This is a genomic window from Bacillus sp. ok061 (assembly GCF_900108285.1).
GTDB classification, from domain to species: Bacteria; Bacillota; Bacilli; order Bacillales; family Bacillaceae_G; genus Bacillus_A; species Bacillus_A thuringiensis_S.
In genome coordinates, this window is sequence record NZ_FNUW01000013.1 from 44301 (window position 1) to 64668 (window position 20368).

Sequence of the window (20368 nt, forward strand, 5' to 3'; positions counted from 1 at the left end):
TGGCTCTGGTGGCAATGGCTCTGGTGGCAATGGCTCTCAAGGCGGTAATCGTGTTAAAGGCGATAGCAGTTCTCAAGGTGGCAATGGCTCTCAAGGGGGTAACCGCGTTAAAGGCGATAGTAGCTCTCAAGGGGGAAATGGTTCCCAAGGTGGTAACGTAAAAGACAACTCGAAAAAACAAGGCGATAAGTTACCTAATACTGCAACACATTATCCTGCATCTATTTTAATGGGACTTTCAACATTCCTAATCGGTATGTTACTGTTTATTCGCCGTAAAAATGCAAAATAAAAACACATCCTTCCATCTAAACAATACATGAAACAAATTATAAAACTAAAAAGGACTTTGGATTGCATTTTATTATGCAGCCCAAAGTCCTTTTTATCACCTATCAGAAAAAGTATTAATACGCTTTTCCCCAATACACCATTTGTTTAGCTTCTTTACCACAACAAATACATTCTTCAGCTAAATGCTCTTGCTCAAAAGGCATACAACGTGAAGATACTCCCACTTCTTCTTTTAGTTTCTCTTCACAAGCCAATTCTCCGCACCACATTGCCTTAATAAAGCCTTGCTTTTCGTCAGCTACTTTTTTCATCTCTTCGAAATTTGTCGCAGCATACGTATTTTCATCACGAAATACTTTTGCTTTATTAAATAAAGAAATATGAATTTCTTCAAGTAATGCTGGAACACGTTCTTCTAATTGATCCATTGGTACAAACTCTTTTTCCTTCCTATCTCTTCTTACAAGTACAACTTGATTCTTTTCAATATCTTTAGGGCCAACTTCTAATCGAATTGGAATACCCTTCATTTCATACTCATTAAATTTCCAACCTGGCGTTTTATTACTAGCATCTATTTTTACTCGTGCAACCTTTTGAATATGTCCTTGTAACTCTGTTGCTTTTGCTAAAACTCCTTCTTTATGCTGAGCAATCGGTACAATAACAACTTGCACTGGAGCAACTTTTGGTGGCATTACAAGTCCATTATTATCGCTATGAACCATAATTAGCCCACCTATCATTCTTGTTGATACACCCCAAGATGTTTGGTGTACATATTGCCACTTACCGTTACGATCTAAAAATTTAATATCAAATGCTTCAGAGAAATTCGTTCCAAAGTTATGGGATGTTCCTGTTTGAAGTGCTTTCCCATCATGCATTAAGCTTTCAATTGTATAAGTTGCCTTTGCTCCAGCAAACTTCTCTTTTTCTGTTTTTTGTCCTTTAATAACTGGTATCGCTAAATAATCCTCACAGAAAGAAGCATATAAGTTTAAAATATTTAATGTTTCAGCCTGCGATTCTTCTGCTGTTTCATGGATTGTATGACCCTCTTGCCATAAAAATTCTGTCGTACGAAGGAATGGCCTAGTTGTCTTCTCCCAACGAACTACTGAACACCACTGGTTGTATAATTTTGGCAAATCATTATAGGATTGCACAATTTTTGAAAAGTGCTCACAGAATAAAGTTTCAGATGTAGGACGTACACAAAGTCTTTCCGCTAACTTTTCATCTCCGCCATGCGTAACCCATGCTACTTCAGGAGCAAACCCTTCAACATGATCCTTCTCTTTTTGCAATAAACTCTCTGGGATAAACATTGGCATATATACATTTTCATGGCCAGTTTCTTTTAGCTTCTCATCCATCACCTTCTGCATATTCTCCCATAAGGCATAACCATATGGACGTAAAATCATGCACCCTTTTACACTTGAATAATCAACAAGTTCGGCTTTTTTTACAATATCGGTATACCACTGCGCAAAGTCCTCTTCCATCTTCGTAATAGCTTGCACTTGTTCTTTTGCCATAGTCATTCTTCCTCCTTCTAGAAAATACAAAAAAGCCCGCGCCCCTAAATAGGGACCGAGCTTTGCCGGCGTTACCACCCTGATTCATACACAAAAATTGTATATGCTCTCTTCTTGATAACGGGAAATTCCCGCTGCATATGCAGAACTCAAAGGCAGGTTCCATATTGCCTTTTTAAGAATCTTTCAGCCTGGCGGATTCTCTCTCTGCTAAAAAGGTTGAACATGTACTAGTCCTTTTTCATCGTTATAACGCAATAAATTTGTTGATTATCATAATACAAATTCTTTTTTAAAACAATAGCTAATTTTCTTATTATTATATATTCTTTTCATTTTTTGCAGTTTTATACGTAGCTTTTTCGAGAGATTTTTACAAGTTGATGTGCAATCATACCGATGAGTGTACCTAGTAGAACGAAGAAACCAATAAATCCATATCCCATTCCTTCCCACCCACCAATAACCATCATTGTAACGGGAAAGGACGCTAAGCAAAGAAGTATTAAACTAAGTGCAAATATAATATCGAACTGTTTGTCTGGAAACCGTTTCTTTAGTAAATATGAAATAGCAAATACAAGGATAATCGTGATTCCGCCAATGATGTAAAAGATACCAAATCCATCTAACCAATCCATAGTGTTTCCTCCTTCCATAGATTCCCTTATACTTAATTATATATTTAATTTTTCTGAAAATAAATAATAAATTTTCACCTAAAAATATATTTTTATTACTAGGTATTAATAGTAATATATAAGAATAGGTTTTATATAATCAGGAGGGAACTTTATGGATAAAGCATTAACAAACCACGTCATTATTTTATCATTCGACTGTTTATCAGCTTTAGATTTTCCTATACTACAAAAACTACCTCATTTCCAATCTCTAATAAAAAAAGGCACGGTTGTCGAAAAAGTAGAACCGATTTATCCTTCTGTAACATATCCAAGCCACTCAACAATCGTAACCGGTAATTACCCTAACAAGCACGGTGTTGTTAGCAATACGTTACTTCAACCAGGGCGTGAATCACCTGATTGGCATTGGTACCGAAAATCGATAAAAGGAACAACATTGTATGATGAAGCACGTAAAGCAAATTTAACGACAGCTGCTCTTCTATGGCCTGTTACCGGCAGAGCAAATATTGATTACAATTTACCAGAAATCTTTCCAAATAGACCGTGGCAAAATCAAGTTTTAGTTTCCTTATTTAGCGGTAGCCCACTATACCAATTAGATTTAAATCGTCGTTTCGGCCATATAAGAAATGGTTTATCACAGCCAGAGCTGGATGATTTCGTCCTCGCCTCTGCTGTGCATACAATCCAGACGAAAAAGCCTAATGTCATGTTTGTACATTTCACCGATCTAGACACCCAAAGACACTATCACGGCTTTGAATCTAACGAAACAATGGCTGCTATCCAGAGACACGACGAACGTCTAGGGAAAATTATTCAAGCACTAAAAGAAAGTGACCTATACGAAGAAAGTACAATTATTGCCCTTGGTGATCATAGCGCTTTAAGTGAAAACAAATCCATCCAATTAAATGTACTATTCCATCAAAGAGGACTTATATCTCTTAATAAAAAAGGAAAATTAGTAGACTGGAAAGCCTATTGCCAAAGTTGCGACGGCTCTGCCTATGTATATGTAAAGGACAAAAATAATACAGATACAATTCGGGAGGTACAACTACTCCTTGAAGAACTACTTCAAAATAAACAAAACGGAATTGAATTTATACTTCATGATGAAGCTGCGAAGGAATGGGGTGCAGACGGTAATTGTTTATTCATGTTAGAAGCACGAGAAGGGTATTATTTCACTGAAAACTATACAGGAGATTTTATCAAAGAAATTACTGAAAAAGATGTTACGCCTAGTAAAAAATATACATTTGGTACGCATGGATATTCTCCAACAAAACCTAACTATGAAACAATTTTTATCGCTGCTGGAAAAGCTATAAAAAGTGGTGTGACAATCCCGTATATGAGACTTATTGATGAAGGTCCAACTATCGCTAGACTACTAGGTTTACACTTAGGTGAAACAGACGGAGCAATTGTAGAGGATTTACTCCAATTGTAAAAAACTGTGTATATATGTAAAAGTTATGTAAAATTCATCACTGTTTCTCTTTTTATAATTTTTATTTTTGTACACTGTTAGTAAAACAAATTTAAGGGGGAACATTATATGAAAAAAATGTCCAGACAAGAAAAAAGCTGGATATTATACGATTGGGCGAACTCTGTATACTCGCTCGTCATTACAACTGCATTATTTCCAATTTACTTTAAAGCAGCTGCAAAAGAAGCTGGACTATCTGGGGCAACTTCAACAGCATATTGGGGATATGCAAACTCATTCGCAACACTTTTAATTTCTATACTTGCTCCTATTCTCGGCACAGTTGCTGATTATAAAGGATTTAAAAAACGATTTTTCACATTCTTCTTTGGACTCGGTATCGTATTTACAAGTATATTAGCAGTCGTTCCAACATCTCAGTGGTACTTATTATTAGGATGCTATATGCTCGCCTTAGTCGGTTTTGCTGGAGCAAACATTTTTTATGATGCATTTTTAGTAGATGTCACTTCTGAAGATAGAATGGATCGAATTTCTACGCGAGGTTTCGCATTAGGCTATATTGGGAGTACTATTCCTTTCATCGGTTGTATCGCTCTTATTATTCTTTCTCAAAAAGGAACTATCCCTTTATCTGTTGGTATTGCTAGTCAAATTTCATTTGCGATAACAGCTCTTTGGTGGGGGTTATTTACGATTCCAATGCTAAAAAACGTAGAGCAAACGCACTATATTGAACGTCACCCTAGACCAATTACAATGAGCTTCAAACGCCTTGCTGCTACTTTTAAAAATATTAAAGAATATAAAACTGTATTCATGTTCCTAATCGCTTACTTTTTCTATATTGATGGAGTCGATACAATTATTACTATGTCCACCGCTTACGGAACAGATCTCGGTATCAGTGCAACTAATCTATTAATCATATTATTTGTAACACAAATTGTCGCTTGTCCATTTGCTTTATTATACGGAAAATTATCAGCAACATTTACAGGTAAAAAAATGCTATATGTCGGTATCATTATTTATATCATCATTTGCATATATGCTTATTTCTTAAAAACGACACTTGATTTTTGGATTTTAGCAATGTTAGTTGCTACATCTCAAGGTGGTATTCAAGCACTAAGTCGTTCATACTTTGCAAAGCTAGTACCAAAAGAATCTGCTAATGAATTCTTCGGATTTTATAATATCTTTGGTAAGTTCGCCGCAATTATGGGCCCAGTATTAGTCGGTGTTACAACGCAATTAACAGGAAAAACAAACGCTGGTGTTCTTAGTATTATTGTTCTGTTTATTATCGGTGGATTCTTACTAACTAGAGTTCCAGAAAATAATACATCCGTTACACCACCTAGTCCCAAGACTAAAACGCTATAAGAAAAGATCCTCTTCTCATGAGAAGAGGATCTTTTTTATTTTTAACGGTGCGCCTTATAATGAACGACTCTACTGCTTGTACAAAAATAATTTATCAACAGTTGTTCCTAATACTTCAGCTAAACGGAATGCTAACGCTAAGCTTGGATCATATTTATTATTCTCAATTGCATTTATCGTCTGTCTAGAAACCTTGCATTTATCAGCTAATGCGCCTTGTGAAATATTATTTTCAGTGCGTAATTCATAGATTTGATTTTTCACACCATTGCTCCTAACCTGTAAAATCGTTTTTACAACATCAGTATATAATTGGCTCATATAGTTGTCAAAAGTTCCTCAAAGAAAAAGGGAACAATTTTGCTCCCTTAAAATAGTTATTTCGAAGCTAACGAATTTGTTAGTTTCTCTTTATTAACGACATCTTCTTTCTTTATTTGCATGCGTAGAACTGGCCCTATCGCTAATAAAATAAGTGCCATTGCTATACAAAACACAATAACTAGTGAAGTTAGTTCCTTTAATCCTCCAGCTAGTGAAGTTCCAATTAGCATTGCCCCCATAAACAGTGGTACAATCGTCCCATTTACTCTTCCAACCATATTTTCTGGTACAAGTTGAATCATAAGCGTACCGACAACGATATTAACACAAGCTAAACAAATACCTGTTCCAAATCTCATGAAACTAGTAATCCAAAATGATGTAGATAGCCCTTCTACTAAAAATGACATCGCTAATATGCTCATACCGAATACAAACATCTTTTTCGGATTCACTTTTGAAGCGAAAACTGCAGCAACAATACCACCAATTAACATACCTATTCCATCAGCTGCAGCTAAATATTGAACTGCTTCCTTTTCCATTCCAAGGCGTTCTATTACAAGAAACACCTCTAATGGAGTTGTTAATCCAACAGCTAAGCCTATAATGGTGAAAGTAATCGTAATCATACGTAAATTTTTCGTATGAAGAACATACTTCCAACCTTCTTTTATATCATTTTTTAATGAATCTCTCGCCACTTGCTCTTTTTCAACCCATTTTGGTAAAAATGAAAGAATGATAGCCGATAACAAAAATAGAATGATTAAGCTATATAGTGATGTAAATAAGCCAAGTTGTGTATACACAATTGATCCTACAACTGGCCCAAAAATCATAAATAAGGACTGTAATGTTTGATTAAATGCAATAGCACTTGCTACCTCTTCTTCTTTTACATAGCGCTTAAATATACGCGAAGATGAGGGCTGAGAAAACTGACCTACAATTGCGGAAACGAGTGTTGCAAAAAATATTGCCTGCCAGTAATCAAACGTTAACAATATGACAATTCCTATAATAGACAGTACACTTAACACATCTCCAGCAATCATTGTTCTTTTCGGATTCCAACGATCTGCTAATGCACCACCAATGAACGAGAAAATAAAGATAGGTGCATATTCCATGACAGATAATAGCGACACTGAAACTGGATCATTATTCGTCCGCTCCATTATGAAATACAATAGAGCCATATTTCTAATCCAAATTGCAAATTGTTGTAAAATATCAGATGCCATAACGAGCATAAATGCTCTGTTTTTAAATAAAGTGTTCATTTTCATCCTCCTTATAAACCGACCGTTCGGTCTAATTTGTTTCATAAGAAAAGCTGCTGACTTATTATTCAGCTGCCATTCCTTTTAACAATACATCTATTGCCTTTTTATAAATACGTTTCAACTCTTTATAATCTAATTCGTAGTAAAGTACTCCAAGCCCTGATAATAATCCGTTCACAATATACATAAGATCACGAGTATTATCTTCACGGAACTCTCCAGACTGTATACCTGCTTCAATTAATTTCTCAAACATAACATATGATTCTCTAGTTAAAGCTAACAGTTCATCCAGAATCTCTTTACTTACAACTTGGCTCATAGAGAATTCCTCTATTGCATTTGAAATTGGTTGCTGTATGTCCTCTACATGATATTCCGCGAGACCATATAGTTTTTCAGTACTAGTGCTATACAACTTCTCTTTTTCATTCCATTTTTCAAGCCAATCATACGTATGCTGTTTCACTACAAATAAAAATAAATCTTCTTTACTTTTAAAGTGATAATAAATACTTCCTTTACTTCGCTCTGTAATTTCACAAATCTCTTCCATAGATGTAGCTGCGTAGCCCTTCTGTGAAAATAGACTTTCTGCTTTAGATGCAATTTCTTTCTTTATCTCTTCTGCGCTTCTTCTCATATTCACACCTCTTTAAACCGACCGTTCAGTTTAATAATAACAAATCAAAAACCTCTATCGCAAGAGGCTATATTCCTTATTTAAGAAAACGTACTTTCAAACCAAGTTCGAATCATATGTATCGTTCCAAATTTAAATGCTAATTTAACAAGAAATACGCCTCCCGCAGCTAATAAAAATAACACTACTTTCCCCTTATTTTTCACTTTCGGTTCCCTTTTCATTTCCATTCCCCTTAGTATGTTAAAAATATTAATCAAACGTTTGTTTAACTGTGTTTATGCATATGTAAGCCGACTAATCAAACGTTTGTTTAAAAAGAAATACGCCTATATAAGGCGCATTTTCATCAATCACCACCGCCACCGCAGCTTCCTCCGCTATCTCCCCCAAAAGACCCTCCACAATCATGTGAGCCGCCATCATGCGAGCTATCATTATCAGATCCAGCAAAGAAAAATAATGGTGATGAGCTGTTAGATGAATTATGAATGTTATTTTGTTTTGTAAGATTTACCTTCTTTTTGTTCGATCGAACTGCTGTTACGATTATTCCAACTACAACAAATAATAGTATGACAATAATAAATTCCATATAAAAGCCTCCCTTATTCCTCAAATAATTGAATGGTTCTCTCTAGATTTTCAAGTGAAATGAAGCGCGATTCCCGAAGGATCTCTTTTCCATTATAAAATAATAAAATTGTCGGTCCTGTAAATACGGCATATCGCCCCGCAATCTCTTGCATGTCTTGTAGTAATATCTCTATTTTCTCTACGTAATCATAATTCTCTAATACGCAATTTACTTTTCTTAGCATAACATCACAAACACCACAATTTTCCGTTTTAATAAACAGAAGTACCAATTGTTGTTCTTCAATATATGTCGCTAATTCTTCTATCGTTTTAAATTTATGCATCTTATACCTCTTAACGCAATTTATGAAATACTCTATCTTGATACATACGAAAAGCTGAACTATCTTTAATCTTTCTCTTTTCCATTACTTGCTGAAAACGAAGCGTTTTTGCTGTTAACTCTTCTCGTAATTTCTTTCTCTCTTCTTCATCATAACAGCAAGCAATTAGATCCTCTATTTTTAATATATCTTTTTGTAGTTCCATTTCTGGTGGAATCATTCCCGCATTTTTTAAAATTTTATAACTCATTCTAAGTTCTGGAGGTACCATTGAAAAATCTTCTAATTGTAGTGGTTTTCCTTTTCCCGGAAGATAATCAAGATCACCATTCCGTATTGCTTGTCGAATTTTTTCTTCAGCAATGTTCAAAAACACATCCACACCATTCCCTCCTTTACATATTTTTACTATTATTTTACATGATATTTCCTTATCTTTCTACGTCTTTAATAATTGACTCCAAACAATTTTTTCTCAAATTTATTTATAATGAGCTTTTTCCTCCCATACCGATCTTTCATTTTCATATATAGTTTGTATTCAAGCCTTTTTGTATTGAGAAAGTATGTTTTAACTTAATAAAGCGTTTACACTAAATCTTACATTTGTTACGATTTAATCACCCCCAGCTCCCTTGTATAGACTTCGTGATGTCTGATCATTTTATCTAGACGTTTCATACGTCTAGATTCATTTTGATTTATTGGCGTATGCCTTTAAATATATTTTTTATTTTGAAAGGAGAAATGGCTATGAGGTCTCAAAAATTCACACTGCTATTACTATCTCTACTACTTTTCTTACCTCTTTTTCTCACAAATTTTATTACTCCAAATCTCGCATTAGCAGATTCACCAAAGCAAAGTCAAAAAATTGTTGGGTACTTTCCTTCGTGGGGCGTTTACGGACGTAATTATCAAGTTGCTGACATTGATGCATCAAAACTTACTCACCTTAACTATGCTTTCGCGGATATTTGTTGGAATGGAAAACATGGAAACCCTTCTACTCATCCTGATAATCCAAATAAACAAACGTGGAACTGTAAAGAATCTGGTGTGCCATTGCAAAATAAAGAGGTTCCTAATGGTACTCTCGTACTCGGTGAACCATGGGCTGATGTTACCAAATCGTATCCTGGCTCAGGGACAACTTGGGAAGATTGCGATAAATATGCCCGTTGCGGAAATTTCGGAGAACTAAAACGATTAAAAGCTAAATATCCTCACTTAAAAACAATTATTTCCGTTGGTGGCTGGACTTGGTCTAACCGCTTTTCTGATATGGCCGCTGATGAAAAAACAAGAAAAGTATTTGCTGAATCTACAGTATCTTTTCTTCGTGCATATGGGTTTGATGGCGTGGATTTAGACTGGGAATATCCGGGCGTTGAAACGATTCCTGGTGGTAGTTATCGTCCTGAAGATAAACAAAATTTCACTCTCCTTCTTCAAGACGTCCGAAATGCTTTGAATAAAGCAGGTGCTGAAGATGGCAAACAATATTTACTAACAATCGCTTCAGGCGCAAGCCAACGCTACGCTGATCATACAGAGCTAAAGAAAATTTCTCAAATACTCGATTGGATTAATATTATGACATATGATTTCCACGGCGGATGGGAAGCTACTTCTAATCATAATGCAGCTCTATATAAGGATCCAAATGACCCAGCAGCAAATACGAATTTTTACGTAGATGGTGCTATAGACGTTTATACAAATGAAGGTGTTCCAGTGGATAAACTAGTATTAGGCGTACCTTTTTACGGACGTGGCTGGAAAAGTTGTGGAAAAGAAAATAACGGACAATATCAACCTTGCAAACCAGGTAGTGATGGGAAACTTGCTTCTAAAGGTACTTGGGATGATTATTCTACTGGTGACACAGGTGTATATGATTACGGTGATTTAGCAGCCAATTACGTTAATAAAAATGGTTTTGTACGCTACTGGAATGACACAGCTAAAGTACCTTATTTATATAATGCAACTACAGGCACATTTATTAGCTACGATGACAATGAATCTATGAAATATAAAACAGACTATATAAAGACGAAAGGTTTAAGTGGAGCAATGTTTTGGGAACTAAGCGGGGATTGCCGTACAAGTCCAAAATATAGTTGTAGTGGCCCAAAATTACTTGATACGCTAGTAAAAGAATTACTTGGTGGACCTATTATTCAAAAAGATACTGAGCCACCAACGAATGTTAAAAATATTGTAGTTACGAATAAAAATTCAAGCTCAGTTCAATTAAGCTGGACTGCATCCACTGATAACGTAGGCGTTACTGAATACGAAATTACTGCCGGAGAAGAAAAATGGAGTGCAACAACAAATAGTATTACAATTAAAAACTTAAAACCTAATACGGAATACACATTTTCAGTAATTGCCAAAGATGCTGCTGGAAATAAATCACAACCTAACGCTCTTACTGTCAAAACGGATGAAGCTAATACGACACCTCCTGATGGAAATGGCACTGCTACATTTTCAGTCACTTCGAATTGGGGCAGCGGTTATAACTTCTCGATTATAATCAAAAATAATGGAACGACTCCTATTAAAAATTGGAAATTAGAATTTGATTATAGCGGCAATTTAACACAAGTTTGGGATTCTAAAATTAGTAGTAAAACAAATAATCATTATGTAATTACGAACGCAGGATGGAATGGCGAAATTCCTCCTGGTGGATCTATTACAATTGGTGGTGCAGGAACGGGTAATCCTGCCGAACTTTTAAATGCCATCATTAGCGAAAACTAGACGTAATATCCATTAATTATTTCACTAAAGTTTGAATTTAGGTTCGAGCAATACCTCCTAAATTCAAACTTTTAATTTTATGAAAAATCAAAAACATCAAAATAACCTATTATAATTATATTTAGTTTCTAATATGGAGTTTATATGAAGTTCATTTGAATTTTACATGAATTTCCTTTAATTTCTATTGTCTTCCTATAATATCCACATTATCCTTTACATATAGGAATTATTTTCATTCCATTTTGAACTATCTATATATATAAAGAAAGATAGTCACCTGTTAGGGAAAGGCTTTCGTATTATTATAAATATAACAAAAGAAAAAGCACGCTTATAAGCGCACCATAAGAGTGCTTCTTCATACAATTCTCATGTAAGAGTTCTCGAAAATCATGTTAATCACAAAGAAAAGGCATTAGCTCATAAAAGCTAATGCCTTTTCTTTATTCATATTGTTCAGCATTCCAATCCTCTATATTCCACACTTTTGTTATCCACGATTCATAGAAAGAAGGTTCATGTGAGACAATTAAAACTGTTCCTTTGTATTGTTGTAACGCTTCCTGTAAAGCCATCTTAGTTTCTACATCCAAATGATTAGTCGGTTCGTCTAAAATTAAAACATTGCTTTTCGTTACGATAAGTTCACATAAACGTACTTTCGTTTGCTCTCCACCGCTTAATAAACGAATAGGTTTTAATACGTGTTCTTCTTTCAATCCGCACTTCGCTAATGCTTGGCGCACTTCTTTCTTTGTCATATCTGGTCGTTCTGTCCAAACTTTCTCTAACGGTGTTATTTCTGAAGCAAACTCTTCCTGTGCAAAATAAGCAGGATTTACTCGTTCCCCAACAAAAATTGAACCGCTTAGCGGCTTTATTTGACCTAATAACGTCTTTAACATTGTCGTTTTTCCAATACCATTATGACCAACAACAGCTATCTTTTCTCCTTTTTTCACTTGTAAATTCAAGTCTGGAAATAACGGCTCACTATAACCCACTCTTAGTTTCTCAGCCTGTAATATACGACTTACTGGTTCATTATAAACAGTAAAAGCAAAACGGGACCGAGGTACATTATTAACCTTTTCAACCCTTTGCATTTTCTCCAATACTTTCTCTCGACTTTTTGCCTGTTTTGCTTTTCGAATTTTATTTTTTTGAATAAATGTTTCTAACTGAGCAATTTCTTTTTGTTGTTTCGCATACGCCGATTGTAATTGTTTCCTTTGCAATTGATAACTTTGTAAAAACTTTTCATAATCCCCTACATATCGCTTAACTTTTCGTTCTTCTAGATGGTAAATGACATTCGTAATATTGTTCAAAAATACTTCGTCATGCGAAATGATAATATAAGCTTTTTCATACAACTTCAAGTACGATTGCAACCATTCTATATGTGCTGTATCTAAATAGTTCGTTGGTTCATCTAGCAATAAAACATCAGCTTTTTCTAGAAGAAGCTTTCCTAGTAATAACTTTGTCCGCTGTCCTCCACTTAACTTTGAAACATCCTTTTCCAATCCTATTTCAAACAGCCCTAAACCAATTGCCACTTCTTCAATTTCTGTATGAATTTGATAGAAATTAGAGTTTTCCAATATAGTTTGTAACTCTCCATACCTTACTAACAATTTTTCTACTTCTACTGCTTCAGCCATCTCTTCTGCAATTTTTAACATTTCGTATTCAATCGCATATAAGTTAGAAAATGCACTTTGCAAGTATCCTTCAATTGTTATCCCTTCTTGTAAATCTATATGCTGCTGCAAAAATCCAACCTTTACATGTGGAAACCATTCAATGTTCCCATCATCATGTATAAGTTCTCCTGTTAAAATTCTTAGCAGTGTTGATTTTCCAATCCCATTTTTCCCTACTAACCCAACATGCTCCCCCTTTAATAATCGAAAGCATGCATTATATAAGATGGTTTTCTCACCATACGAATGACTTAAATTTTCTACTGTTAATATACTCATTTTTTTCTCTCCTTTACTTATCGTCCATAAGCTAAATAGAGAGACCAACAGTATGAAGCCTTATTTAATTATGCATATAAAAATGGGTAAGGTGAATACACCTTACCCATTACATATTATCGTAAAAAAGGATTAAGGTTCTTTACCTGCTGTCTTCAATTTAGCTTAATCTTAAAAAATGGGCAGACTTCTCCCCTATCAAGCTAAAACCATTTGAAGAACAGTTGATAAAGTCATTTTATCCTTTCACTCCTTTAACATTTGTTATATTAAGAGTATAAACTACTCTGTTATATTCTATTCTCTATTTTCCCTTTTGTTCCTTCTCCATCTTTTCATATTCTAAAAAAAGCCTCTTAACAGTAATTATACTAAAAACTGTTAAAAGGCTTTTTCTATTTTTTCATATAAGGAGCTAACACACTTAAAATCTCTTCTTTATCCTTTTTTAATTCGAGTGATGTTAACATATCCATCGTTCTCGGTCTAGGTAATTTCACTTGTACCTCGCCAACTATTGACGCTGGTCTTTGAGATAAAATAAATACGCGATCTGAAAGCAAGATTGCCTCATCTAAGTCATGTGTAACCATAACGATTGTTTGCTTCTCTTGATGCCAAGAGTTTAAAAGCCAGCTATGTACTTCCATTTTTGTAAATGCATCTAACTTTCCAAAAGGCTCATCAAGCAGCATAATTGGCTTTTCACATAAATATGTGCGCAGAAAACTAATTCTTTGACGCATACCACCAGACAATTCATCTGGATAATGGTCTGCATATTCATCTAGTTCGAACTGCTTTAATGCTTCCATTCCTTCTGTCAGCCTTTGTTTTTTCGGCTTTCCTTCAATTTCTAACGGAAGAACGATATTTTGCAAAGCTGATCGCCACGGTAGTAATAAATCTTGTTGTGGCATGTAACTAACAACGTCTTGCTCTTGTACTTGCTTATCTTTATACGTTACGTTCCCGCTTGTTGGTTTTTCAACATTTGCAATCATGTTTAATAATGTGCTTTTCCCGCAACCACTCGGTCCTACAAAGGAAACAAACTCTCCCTCTTGTATAGAGGCACTAATATTCTCTAATACATTCTTTCCGTCGAAAGATTTCACTATATTTTTTATTTGTAATCCGCTCATTTTTCACTTGGAAGGAATTCATTTGTAAAAGCATCTTTTACATCGATTTTCTTTTTAATAACTTTGTTGTCATATAAGAAATTCATGTAATTCGTCCAAATTTCTTCCTTCTGTACTCCCCATGCTTTCGCATCATCTTGATACTTCGTACTTAACCATTTCTGGCTTTCTTGAACTAAATCTTTATTTACATCTGGAACAGCTTTAATTAGAATATCAGCAGCTTCTTTCGGTTCCTTAATTGCAAAATTATAACCTTCTGTTGTTGCACTCATAAACTTTTTCACAAAGTCTTTATCTTGCTTCGTATGTTTTTCACTCGTAATAATAACAGGACTATAGAAATCAAGCGCTGGATCTAAGTCCTTCACCATAATCGTATTTAACTCTTTTCCTTGGCGCTTCGCTTCAATACCATCCCAACCGTAATAAATCCATTCGAAATCTGCATCACGGCCGATTGATTTAAAGAAATCTGTTTGTCCTAAGATGATTTTTTCAACTTTATTAAAATCAGCTTGATGCTTATCCATAATCGTCTTTAATGTCGCTTCTTCCGCTGGTCCTCCCCAGCCGCCATAACGTTTACCTTCAAAATCTTTCGGTGACGTCATATTATCTTTCTTAAGCGATGCAAACGCTGAAGTGTTATGCTGAATAATCGCTCCTACAGATACAACAGGAATTCCTTCCACACGAGCTAATGTTACATTTTCTTGTGCGCTTATTGCGAAGTCTGCTTTTCCTGATGCTATCATTTGCTCTGCTGTTACATTGTCACCTGGTTGAATAATTTCTACATCTAATCCTTGCTTTTTGTAATAATCTTTCGTTTGCGCTACATACAAGCCAGTATGATTCGTATTTGGAAACCAATCTAATACTACTTTTACTTTTTGATCTTTACTTGCACTTTCTTCTTTCTTCGCCGGATTACATCCAGCCACACCTACCGCTACTAAGGCAGCTAACATAACTTTCAAACCTTTTTTCATTTTCTGCCGTCCTTTCTATATATCCATGGTGCTGTTATTCTTGCCATAAACTCTACGATAAAATACAGGCATAATGTCACTATAACGATGATTGCTGCAACACCAAATACTCGGGCAGTCAAAAAGGATTTTGTAGCCCTCGTAAGCATAACGCCTAATCCTTCACTTGCACCGAGCCATTCTCCGATAATTGCCCCCATTACGCTATATGTAACTGCAATTTTTAAACCGGAGAAAAAGTATGGAAGCACTGCTGGAAATTTTACTTTCTGGTAAACTTGCCATTTTGTCGCCTTCATTGTTTGTAACAGTTTCAGCATGTTTTTATCTACTGTTTGAAAACCTTCTAAAATACTAAGCGCAATTGGGAAGAAACAAACGAGTATTACGACCATTACTTTCGGCAACATCCCATATCCAAACCAAATAATAAATAGCGGTGCAAGTACAACAATTGGAATTGTTTGCGAAATAACGAGCAATGGATTTATTAGAATACGAAATAACGGTATAACGTCCATAATAATTGCGATGCTCGTCCCCAATAAAATCGCAAAGAATAGTCCAATTATAACTTCCTGCAGTGTTTGCATTGTATTTGGTAATAGTAAATCTTTCATCCCAATTAATTCTTGAACAATGGCAGAAGGCTTTGGTAAAATCCACGGTTCGATTTTAAATAATGAAACAGATCCTTCCCATATCGCAATGAGAAGGATAAGCCAAATAGTTGTAATAAGTTTAGATTGCTTCTGGTTTTGCATATTCATCACGGTACTTCCAAACCTTTTCATCTATCGTTACACCAGTGCTTGGACGATAATGGATTTTAATAGAAGTAATCACTTCTTCTGCTCCAGCATCGACGCAAGCTTGTTGCGCACGTTTAACGACATCAAGAAGTACATCTAATTCTCCTTCCAAAGTTGTTTCCATTGCCCCTACTTCATAACGAACTCCCGATTGTTGCACAACTTCAATTGCTTTATCGACAACAGAATATACATCTTTCGTTTTCGCTTGTGGTACTACTGAAAATGACATTGTAACTTGTTGTGACATAATAAAATCCCCCTTATAAAATTAAATTTCAAAAATAAGAAAAGGCTTTCCTACTGCGTAGGAAAGCCTTGTATGCAAGTTATTATAGAATAACATATGCTACATCACTTTAAGTAACTCCCTACGCTGGCATTATCCAGATCAGGTTGAGGGTCGATGTTTACTTACATCCTCTCAGCCAATTGGCTCCCCGGTCCTTAATTCGTTTTCATTGTAGCATGATTTATTTTATTGAACAAACAAAAGCATGCATAATCATTTTATTATTTTTGGAAAATAACCAACTTTTTCACCATGAGCTAATAACTGCTGAATAAATTCTTTATTAATTGTTGGTACTATCAATTCTTTTTTCTTAATCCATTCATTCGTTCTACGCGTACCCATTACAATTTCAGATTGCTGCGCTCCATCTCCTGCAACTTGAGAAGCAATTAACTCTGCTATTACTTCATTTCCCTTTGCTAATTCAAGTCCGGCATTTTCATATTCTGAAAGTGGAACCATTTCAAGATTGTATCCACACACTCCAATTAGCTGTATAAATTGTTCAAACTCAATTTGATGTGGATGACAGATGTGCAATGTTTCTCCATCTATTTGTGAATCTTGTACATACGTTACAATTGATTTACTAGCAAAATCAATTGGTGTGAAATCAACTTTCCACTTCACATTTGGTGCTTTTCCAATTAATAGCATTGTTTTAATAAGACGATAAAATGCGTTTCCTTCAATATTTTGTTGGAACGAACCTGTTTCTGAATGACATGCTAAATTACCTGCACGATAAATATTTCCGTGCAAACCATTTTTCATTGCTTCACGAACAATGTTTTCCGCTTGTAGTTTACTATTTGAATATACATTCTCTAAGTCTACACTGTAATTAAAATCACCAGTTTTCATGTATGTATCCCATTGATCTACTGCTAATTCTAACGGGATACCAATTGTAGAAATAAAATGGAATGTAGCATCTTTTTCCGCTAATGCTAGCATACGGCTAGTTCCTTGTACATTTATATTTTCAAATTGTTTTACATCTCCAAAATGTCTTACATCTGCACCGCAATGAATTATCGTATCCATCTTAGAACTGATGAACATAAATTCTTCTTCGCTCATCCCAAGATACTCTTCTCCCAGATCGCCAGCTACGGCCTGTATACGCTGTAACCATTCTTCACATATATCATTAAAGTAGCCTGTTAATGTATCTATAATTCTTTGCTGCACATCTTTGGTTGGTCTTACTAAACAATAAATAGTAGCAGATGTATCTCTCAGCAATTCATATAATATGTGTGATCCTAAATAACCAGTAGCTCCTGTTAAAAAAATATTTGAAATCTGGGTTTCTTCCAAAGCATTTGCATACGTAATAGTATCTGGTTCGTGAATCACTTTATATTCACGAAATACTTCTTCTTTCTCTACTTTTACTTCTCGCTCAATTCGAGCTAATCCATATATCGTTCTTTCTTTAAAGAAATCTTGAATGGTTAAATGTGAGAAATCTTCTTTTAACAATGTTAGGACTCGTAATACTTTTAATGAATGTCCACCAATTGTAAAGAAATCATCATGCACTCCAACTTTTGAAATTCCTAATACTTCCGCCCAAGCGTTCGCTATTTGTTTTTCTGCTTTATTAGAAGGTGCAACATATTCTTGTAGACGAACCGGTTCATACTTTTCTTCTAACTGAGCTAACTTCTTAACATCAATCTTTTTATTAGGTGTAAGTGGTAATTCATTAATATAAATTAGTTTAGATGGCACCATATAATCTGGTAATTGCTCTTGTAACTGATAAACTAATTCTGGTATTTCTTTTTTATTTAAAGTTGTATAGAACGCGATTAAATATTGGCTACCTTCCTTACTCTTCTTAGCAAAAACAGCATTTTCTTTTATATTATGATTTTGAGAAATTTTACTTTGGATTTCTCCTAGTTCAATACGATGTCCTCTAATTTTTACTTGATCATCTTTCCGATGTAAAAACTCTATATTTCCATCCTCTAGCAACTTAACGATATCACCCGTTTTATATATATTAACTATAGGATTAAAAGGGTTCGGAATAAAAGCTTCAATTGTTTTATTAGGCTTATTAAAATACCCTTTTGCTAATCCTACTGAATCTATATATAATTCACCAGGTACACCTATTGGACAAAGATTCATATTCTCATCCAAAATCATAACTTGATAATTAGAACATGGTTTACCAATGGGAATACTCGCAACATCCTCATTTAACTGACTAGGTATTTTATAAGTTGTCGTCACTACTGTACATTCTGTCGGTCCGTATACATTATGAATTTCAACATTTGTACCTATTCTTTCTCTCCACAATTTAATAACCTCTACAGGCAACATTTCACCGCCAATCGCAATTCTTTTTAGGGAAGCTAGCTTATATATATCTTCTTCTGCTAAATAAGTTGCTACTTGTCGAACAAAAATTGTTGCTAATGCCAAGATCGAAGTTGCTTTCACTTTATAAATTGCATGTGCAAATGCTTCTACAGACAATCGCTCTTCCTCTAATAATACATACAAGTTTCCTCCGCAGAATAAAGAAGCAAATGACTCCCATACAGAAGCATCGAAACTAAAGGAAGGAAATTGGGCAAATACATCCTCTTCTGTCAATTCATATTGCTTTTGCATCCAAGTGTACAGATTAACAACGCCTCTATGTGCTAACATCGTTCCCTTTGGATTCCCTGTTGAACCAGATGTATAAATCATATAAGCTACATCATCACAATGAATAGACAACTTTACATCTATATCTTCACAAGTTTCACTATCATACATTGAAACTGTTTGAACCCCATCACATGTTATAGGCGTCTCTTTCATCAATATAACTTTCGCTTGGCTATCTTGAATAATGTACTGTATTCTACTTTCCGGATAATCTGGATCAATCGGAACATACGCTGCACCAGCTTTTAATATAGCTACCATACTTACTACTGTGTCTATGCTACGTTTCATAAATATTCCAACATAGTCTCCTAATTGGACGCCGTTTTTAATTAACATATGAGCTATTTGATTACTTTTTTTATTTAGCTCCTCATAAGTTAAAGTACCTTCCCTTGAAGATAAAGCTATACGATTTGGAAATTGAGTAACAGTATTATAGAACATATCGACGATACTTTTCTCAGGATATACTGCTGTCGTATCATTCACTTGATTATAAAGTGCCATCTCGGCCTCTGTAATAACATTAAAATTATTTATATAATTATTAGTATTTTGTGATGTATAGATTAAAACACCTTGTATTTGTTGTACATAACGAGTAATCGTTGTCTCTTTCCAATTAACACTATTAAATATTATTTCTACGCTTTGCATATTTTTACTAAATACAAATTGTAATGTATTCGTGTCTTGTAGCTCATAATATGTTTCACCAATAATAATAGGTGACATTTCATATAATGTATTACCGTTTTGAAACTCTTCTATTTCTTCCTCATTCATTTCTTTAATTTGTTCCAGTTGCTCTTCAATCTGTAAATTCAAACTTTCATAGGAGAGAAAATTAGAAATTTCAATAGTAATCGGAAACAAACTTCCTCTTACATGATAAAGCACGACAATATGTTTTTCTTTAGAAATATGATATAACCACGTTGCAGTCGCTCCTATTAAATCTACAATGTGAGTCAAATTTGGAAATAGTTCAGTTTTTCTTTTTACCCCAAATTCTGTTCCTTGCACATCTTTAGGTATTTTAATACTTCCTTCTACTTTTCCTAAAAATTCTTTTACCATCTCATTATAAGAAATTGCTAATTTCATATTTATGTAAATTCCTCTCTCAAATATAATAAAGGTGTGAAA

At 34.6% G+C, this 20368-nt stretch carries 19 protein-coding genes, 1 riboswitch and 1 other annotated feature; of the genes, 4 read left to right on the plus strand and 15 right to left on the minus strand.

From position 1 onward, the window contains the following. On the plus strand, positions 1-292 hold a 292-nt coding region (locus C4S65_RS17845), incomplete at its 5' end, for an LPXTG cell wall anchor domain-containing protein (protein WP_142391553.1). A 115-nt stretch (positions 293-407) separates the two neighbouring features. Here C4S65_RS17845 and proS read toward each other — a convergent pair. Beyond that, entirely contained in the window at positions 408-1838 is a 1431-nt protein-coding gene (gene proS, locus C4S65_RS17850; RefSeq protein WP_001040981.1) for a proline--tRNA ligase, read from the minus strand. Positions 1839-1885: 47 nt separating this feature from the next. Continuing rightward, positions 1886-2092: a binding site (T-box leader), on the minus strand. Positions 2093-2185: 93 nt separating this feature from the next. Then, complete coding sequence (locus C4S65_RS17855) at positions 2186-2479, minus strand: YesK-like family protein (RefSeq protein WP_000383852.1); 294 nt, start codon at positions 2477-2479, stop codon at positions 2186-2188. Positions 2480-2633: 154 nt separating this feature from the next. Here C4S65_RS17855 and C4S65_RS17860 point away from each other — a divergent pair, with 154 nt between their 5' ends. Then, positions 2634-3947 (plus strand): ectonucleotide pyrophosphatase/phosphodiesterase, encoded by a 1314-nt coding sequence (locus C4S65_RS17860; protein ID WP_000356415.1) that lies wholly within the window; start codon positions 2634-2636, stop codon positions 3945-3947. 108 nt (positions 3948-4055) lie between these two features. Further along, positions 4056-5339, plus strand: a complete 1284-nt coding sequence (locus C4S65_RS17865) for an MFS transporter (protein WP_000738804.1) — start codon at positions 4056-4058, stop codon at positions 5337-5339. A gap of 69 nt (positions 5340-5408) precedes the next feature. On the opposite strand, the gene C4S65_RS17870 is transcribed toward C4S65_RS17865, so the two are convergent. The 7 genes from C4S65_RS17870 to C4S65_RS17900 form a co-directional block, all read right to left on the minus strand. Continuing rightward, a complete protein-coding gene (locus C4S65_RS17870; RefSeq protein WP_002023181.1) occupies positions 5409-5660 on the minus strand; it encodes a helix-turn-helix transcriptional regulator in 252 nt (83 codons plus the stop codon). 56 nt (positions 5661-5716) lie between these two features. Continuing rightward, positions 5717-6949 (minus strand): MFS transporter, encoded by a 1233-nt coding sequence (locus C4S65_RS17875; RefSeq protein WP_001093904.1) that lies wholly within the window; start codon positions 6947-6949, stop codon positions 5717-5719. Between the two features lie 64 nt (positions 6950-7013). Next, a complete protein-coding gene (locus C4S65_RS17880) occupies positions 7014-7595 on the minus strand; it encodes a TetR/AcrR family transcriptional regulator (RefSeq protein WP_001254428.1) in 582 nt (193 codons plus the stop codon). 80 nt (positions 7596-7675) lie between these two features. Beyond that, the gene (locus C4S65_RS17885) at positions 7676-7819 is read right to left on the minus strand and encodes a hypothetical protein (protein WP_000817981.1); all 144 of its coding nucleotides are present in this window, start codon (positions 7817-7819) and stop codon (positions 7676-7678) included. Positions 7820-7944: 125 nt separating this feature from the next. Then, positions 7945-8190: a hypothetical protein gene (locus C4S65_RS17890; RefSeq protein WP_000394364.1), complete on the minus strand. Its 246-nt coding sequence runs from the start codon at positions 8188-8190 to the stop codon at positions 7945-7947. Between the two features lie 13 nt (positions 8191-8203). Beyond that, on the minus strand, positions 8204-8518 hold the full coding sequence (locus C4S65_RS17895) for a thioredoxin family protein (RefSeq protein ID WP_061666204.1): 315 nt from the start codon (positions 8516-8518) through the stop codon (positions 8204-8206). Between the two features lie 10 nt (positions 8519-8528). Next, positions 8529-8900: a DUF1992 domain-containing protein gene (locus tag C4S65_RS17900; protein ID WP_000382369.1), complete on the minus strand. Its 372-nt coding sequence runs from the start codon at positions 8898-8900 to the stop codon at positions 8529-8531. Positions 8901-9271: 371 nt separating this feature from the next. Here C4S65_RS17900 and C4S65_RS17910 point away from each other — a divergent pair, with 371 nt between their 5' ends. Further along, complete coding sequence (locus tag C4S65_RS17910) at positions 9272-11296, plus strand: glycosyl hydrolase family 18 protein (protein WP_001257490.1); 2025 nt, start codon at positions 9272-9274, stop codon at positions 11294-11296. Positions 11297-11742: 446 nt separating this feature from the next. Here C4S65_RS17910 and C4S65_RS17915 read toward each other — a convergent pair whose 3' ends face one another. The 6 genes from C4S65_RS17915 to C4S65_RS17940 all read right to left on the minus strand — a co-directional run bounded on the left by C4S65_RS17915 (position 11743) and on the right by C4S65_RS17940 (position 20326). Beyond that, positions 11743-13287 carry an ABC-F family ATP-binding cassette domain-containing protein gene (locus C4S65_RS17915; protein WP_000025948.1) on the minus strand — a complete coding sequence of 515 codons (1545 nt, stop codon included), beginning with the start codon at positions 13285-13287 and terminating at the stop codon, positions 11743-11745. Between the two features lie 395 nt (positions 13288-13682). Continuing rightward, the gene (locus tag C4S65_RS17920; protein WP_000016083.1) at positions 13683-14432 is read right to left on the minus strand and encodes an ABC transporter ATP-binding protein; all 750 of its coding nucleotides are present in this window, start codon (positions 14430-14432) and stop codon (positions 13683-13685) included. Beyond that, on the minus strand, positions 14429-15427 hold the full coding sequence (locus tag C4S65_RS17925; RefSeq protein ID WP_000715573.1) for an ABC transporter substrate-binding protein: 999 nt from the start codon (positions 15425-15427) through the stop codon (positions 14429-14431). Before C4S65_RS17925 ends, C4S65_RS17920 begins: the two co-directional genes overlap by 4 nt. Then, positions 15424-16197: an ABC transporter permease gene (locus C4S65_RS17930; RefSeq protein ID WP_001057164.1), complete on the minus strand. Its 774-nt coding sequence runs from the start codon at positions 16195-16197 to the stop codon at positions 15424-15426. The genes C4S65_RS17925 and C4S65_RS17930 overlap by 4 nt, the downstream gene beginning before the upstream one ends. Next, positions 16169-16489 (minus strand): MTH1187 family thiamine-binding protein, encoded by a 321-nt coding sequence (locus tag C4S65_RS17935; RefSeq protein ID WP_000082906.1) that lies wholly within the window; start codon positions 16487-16489, stop codon positions 16169-16171. Before C4S65_RS17935 ends, C4S65_RS17930 begins: the two co-directional genes overlap by 29 nt. A 101-nt stretch (positions 16490-16590) precedes the next feature. Next, positions 16591-16692, minus strand: a riboswitch (TPP riboswitch). 52 nt (positions 16693-16744) lie between these two features. Next, positions 16745-20326: a non-ribosomal peptide synthetase gene (locus C4S65_RS17940; protein ID WP_098535985.1), complete on the minus strand. Its 3582-nt coding sequence runs from the start codon at positions 20324-20326 to the stop codon at positions 16745-16747. Positions 20327-20368 lie beyond the last annotated feature (42 nt).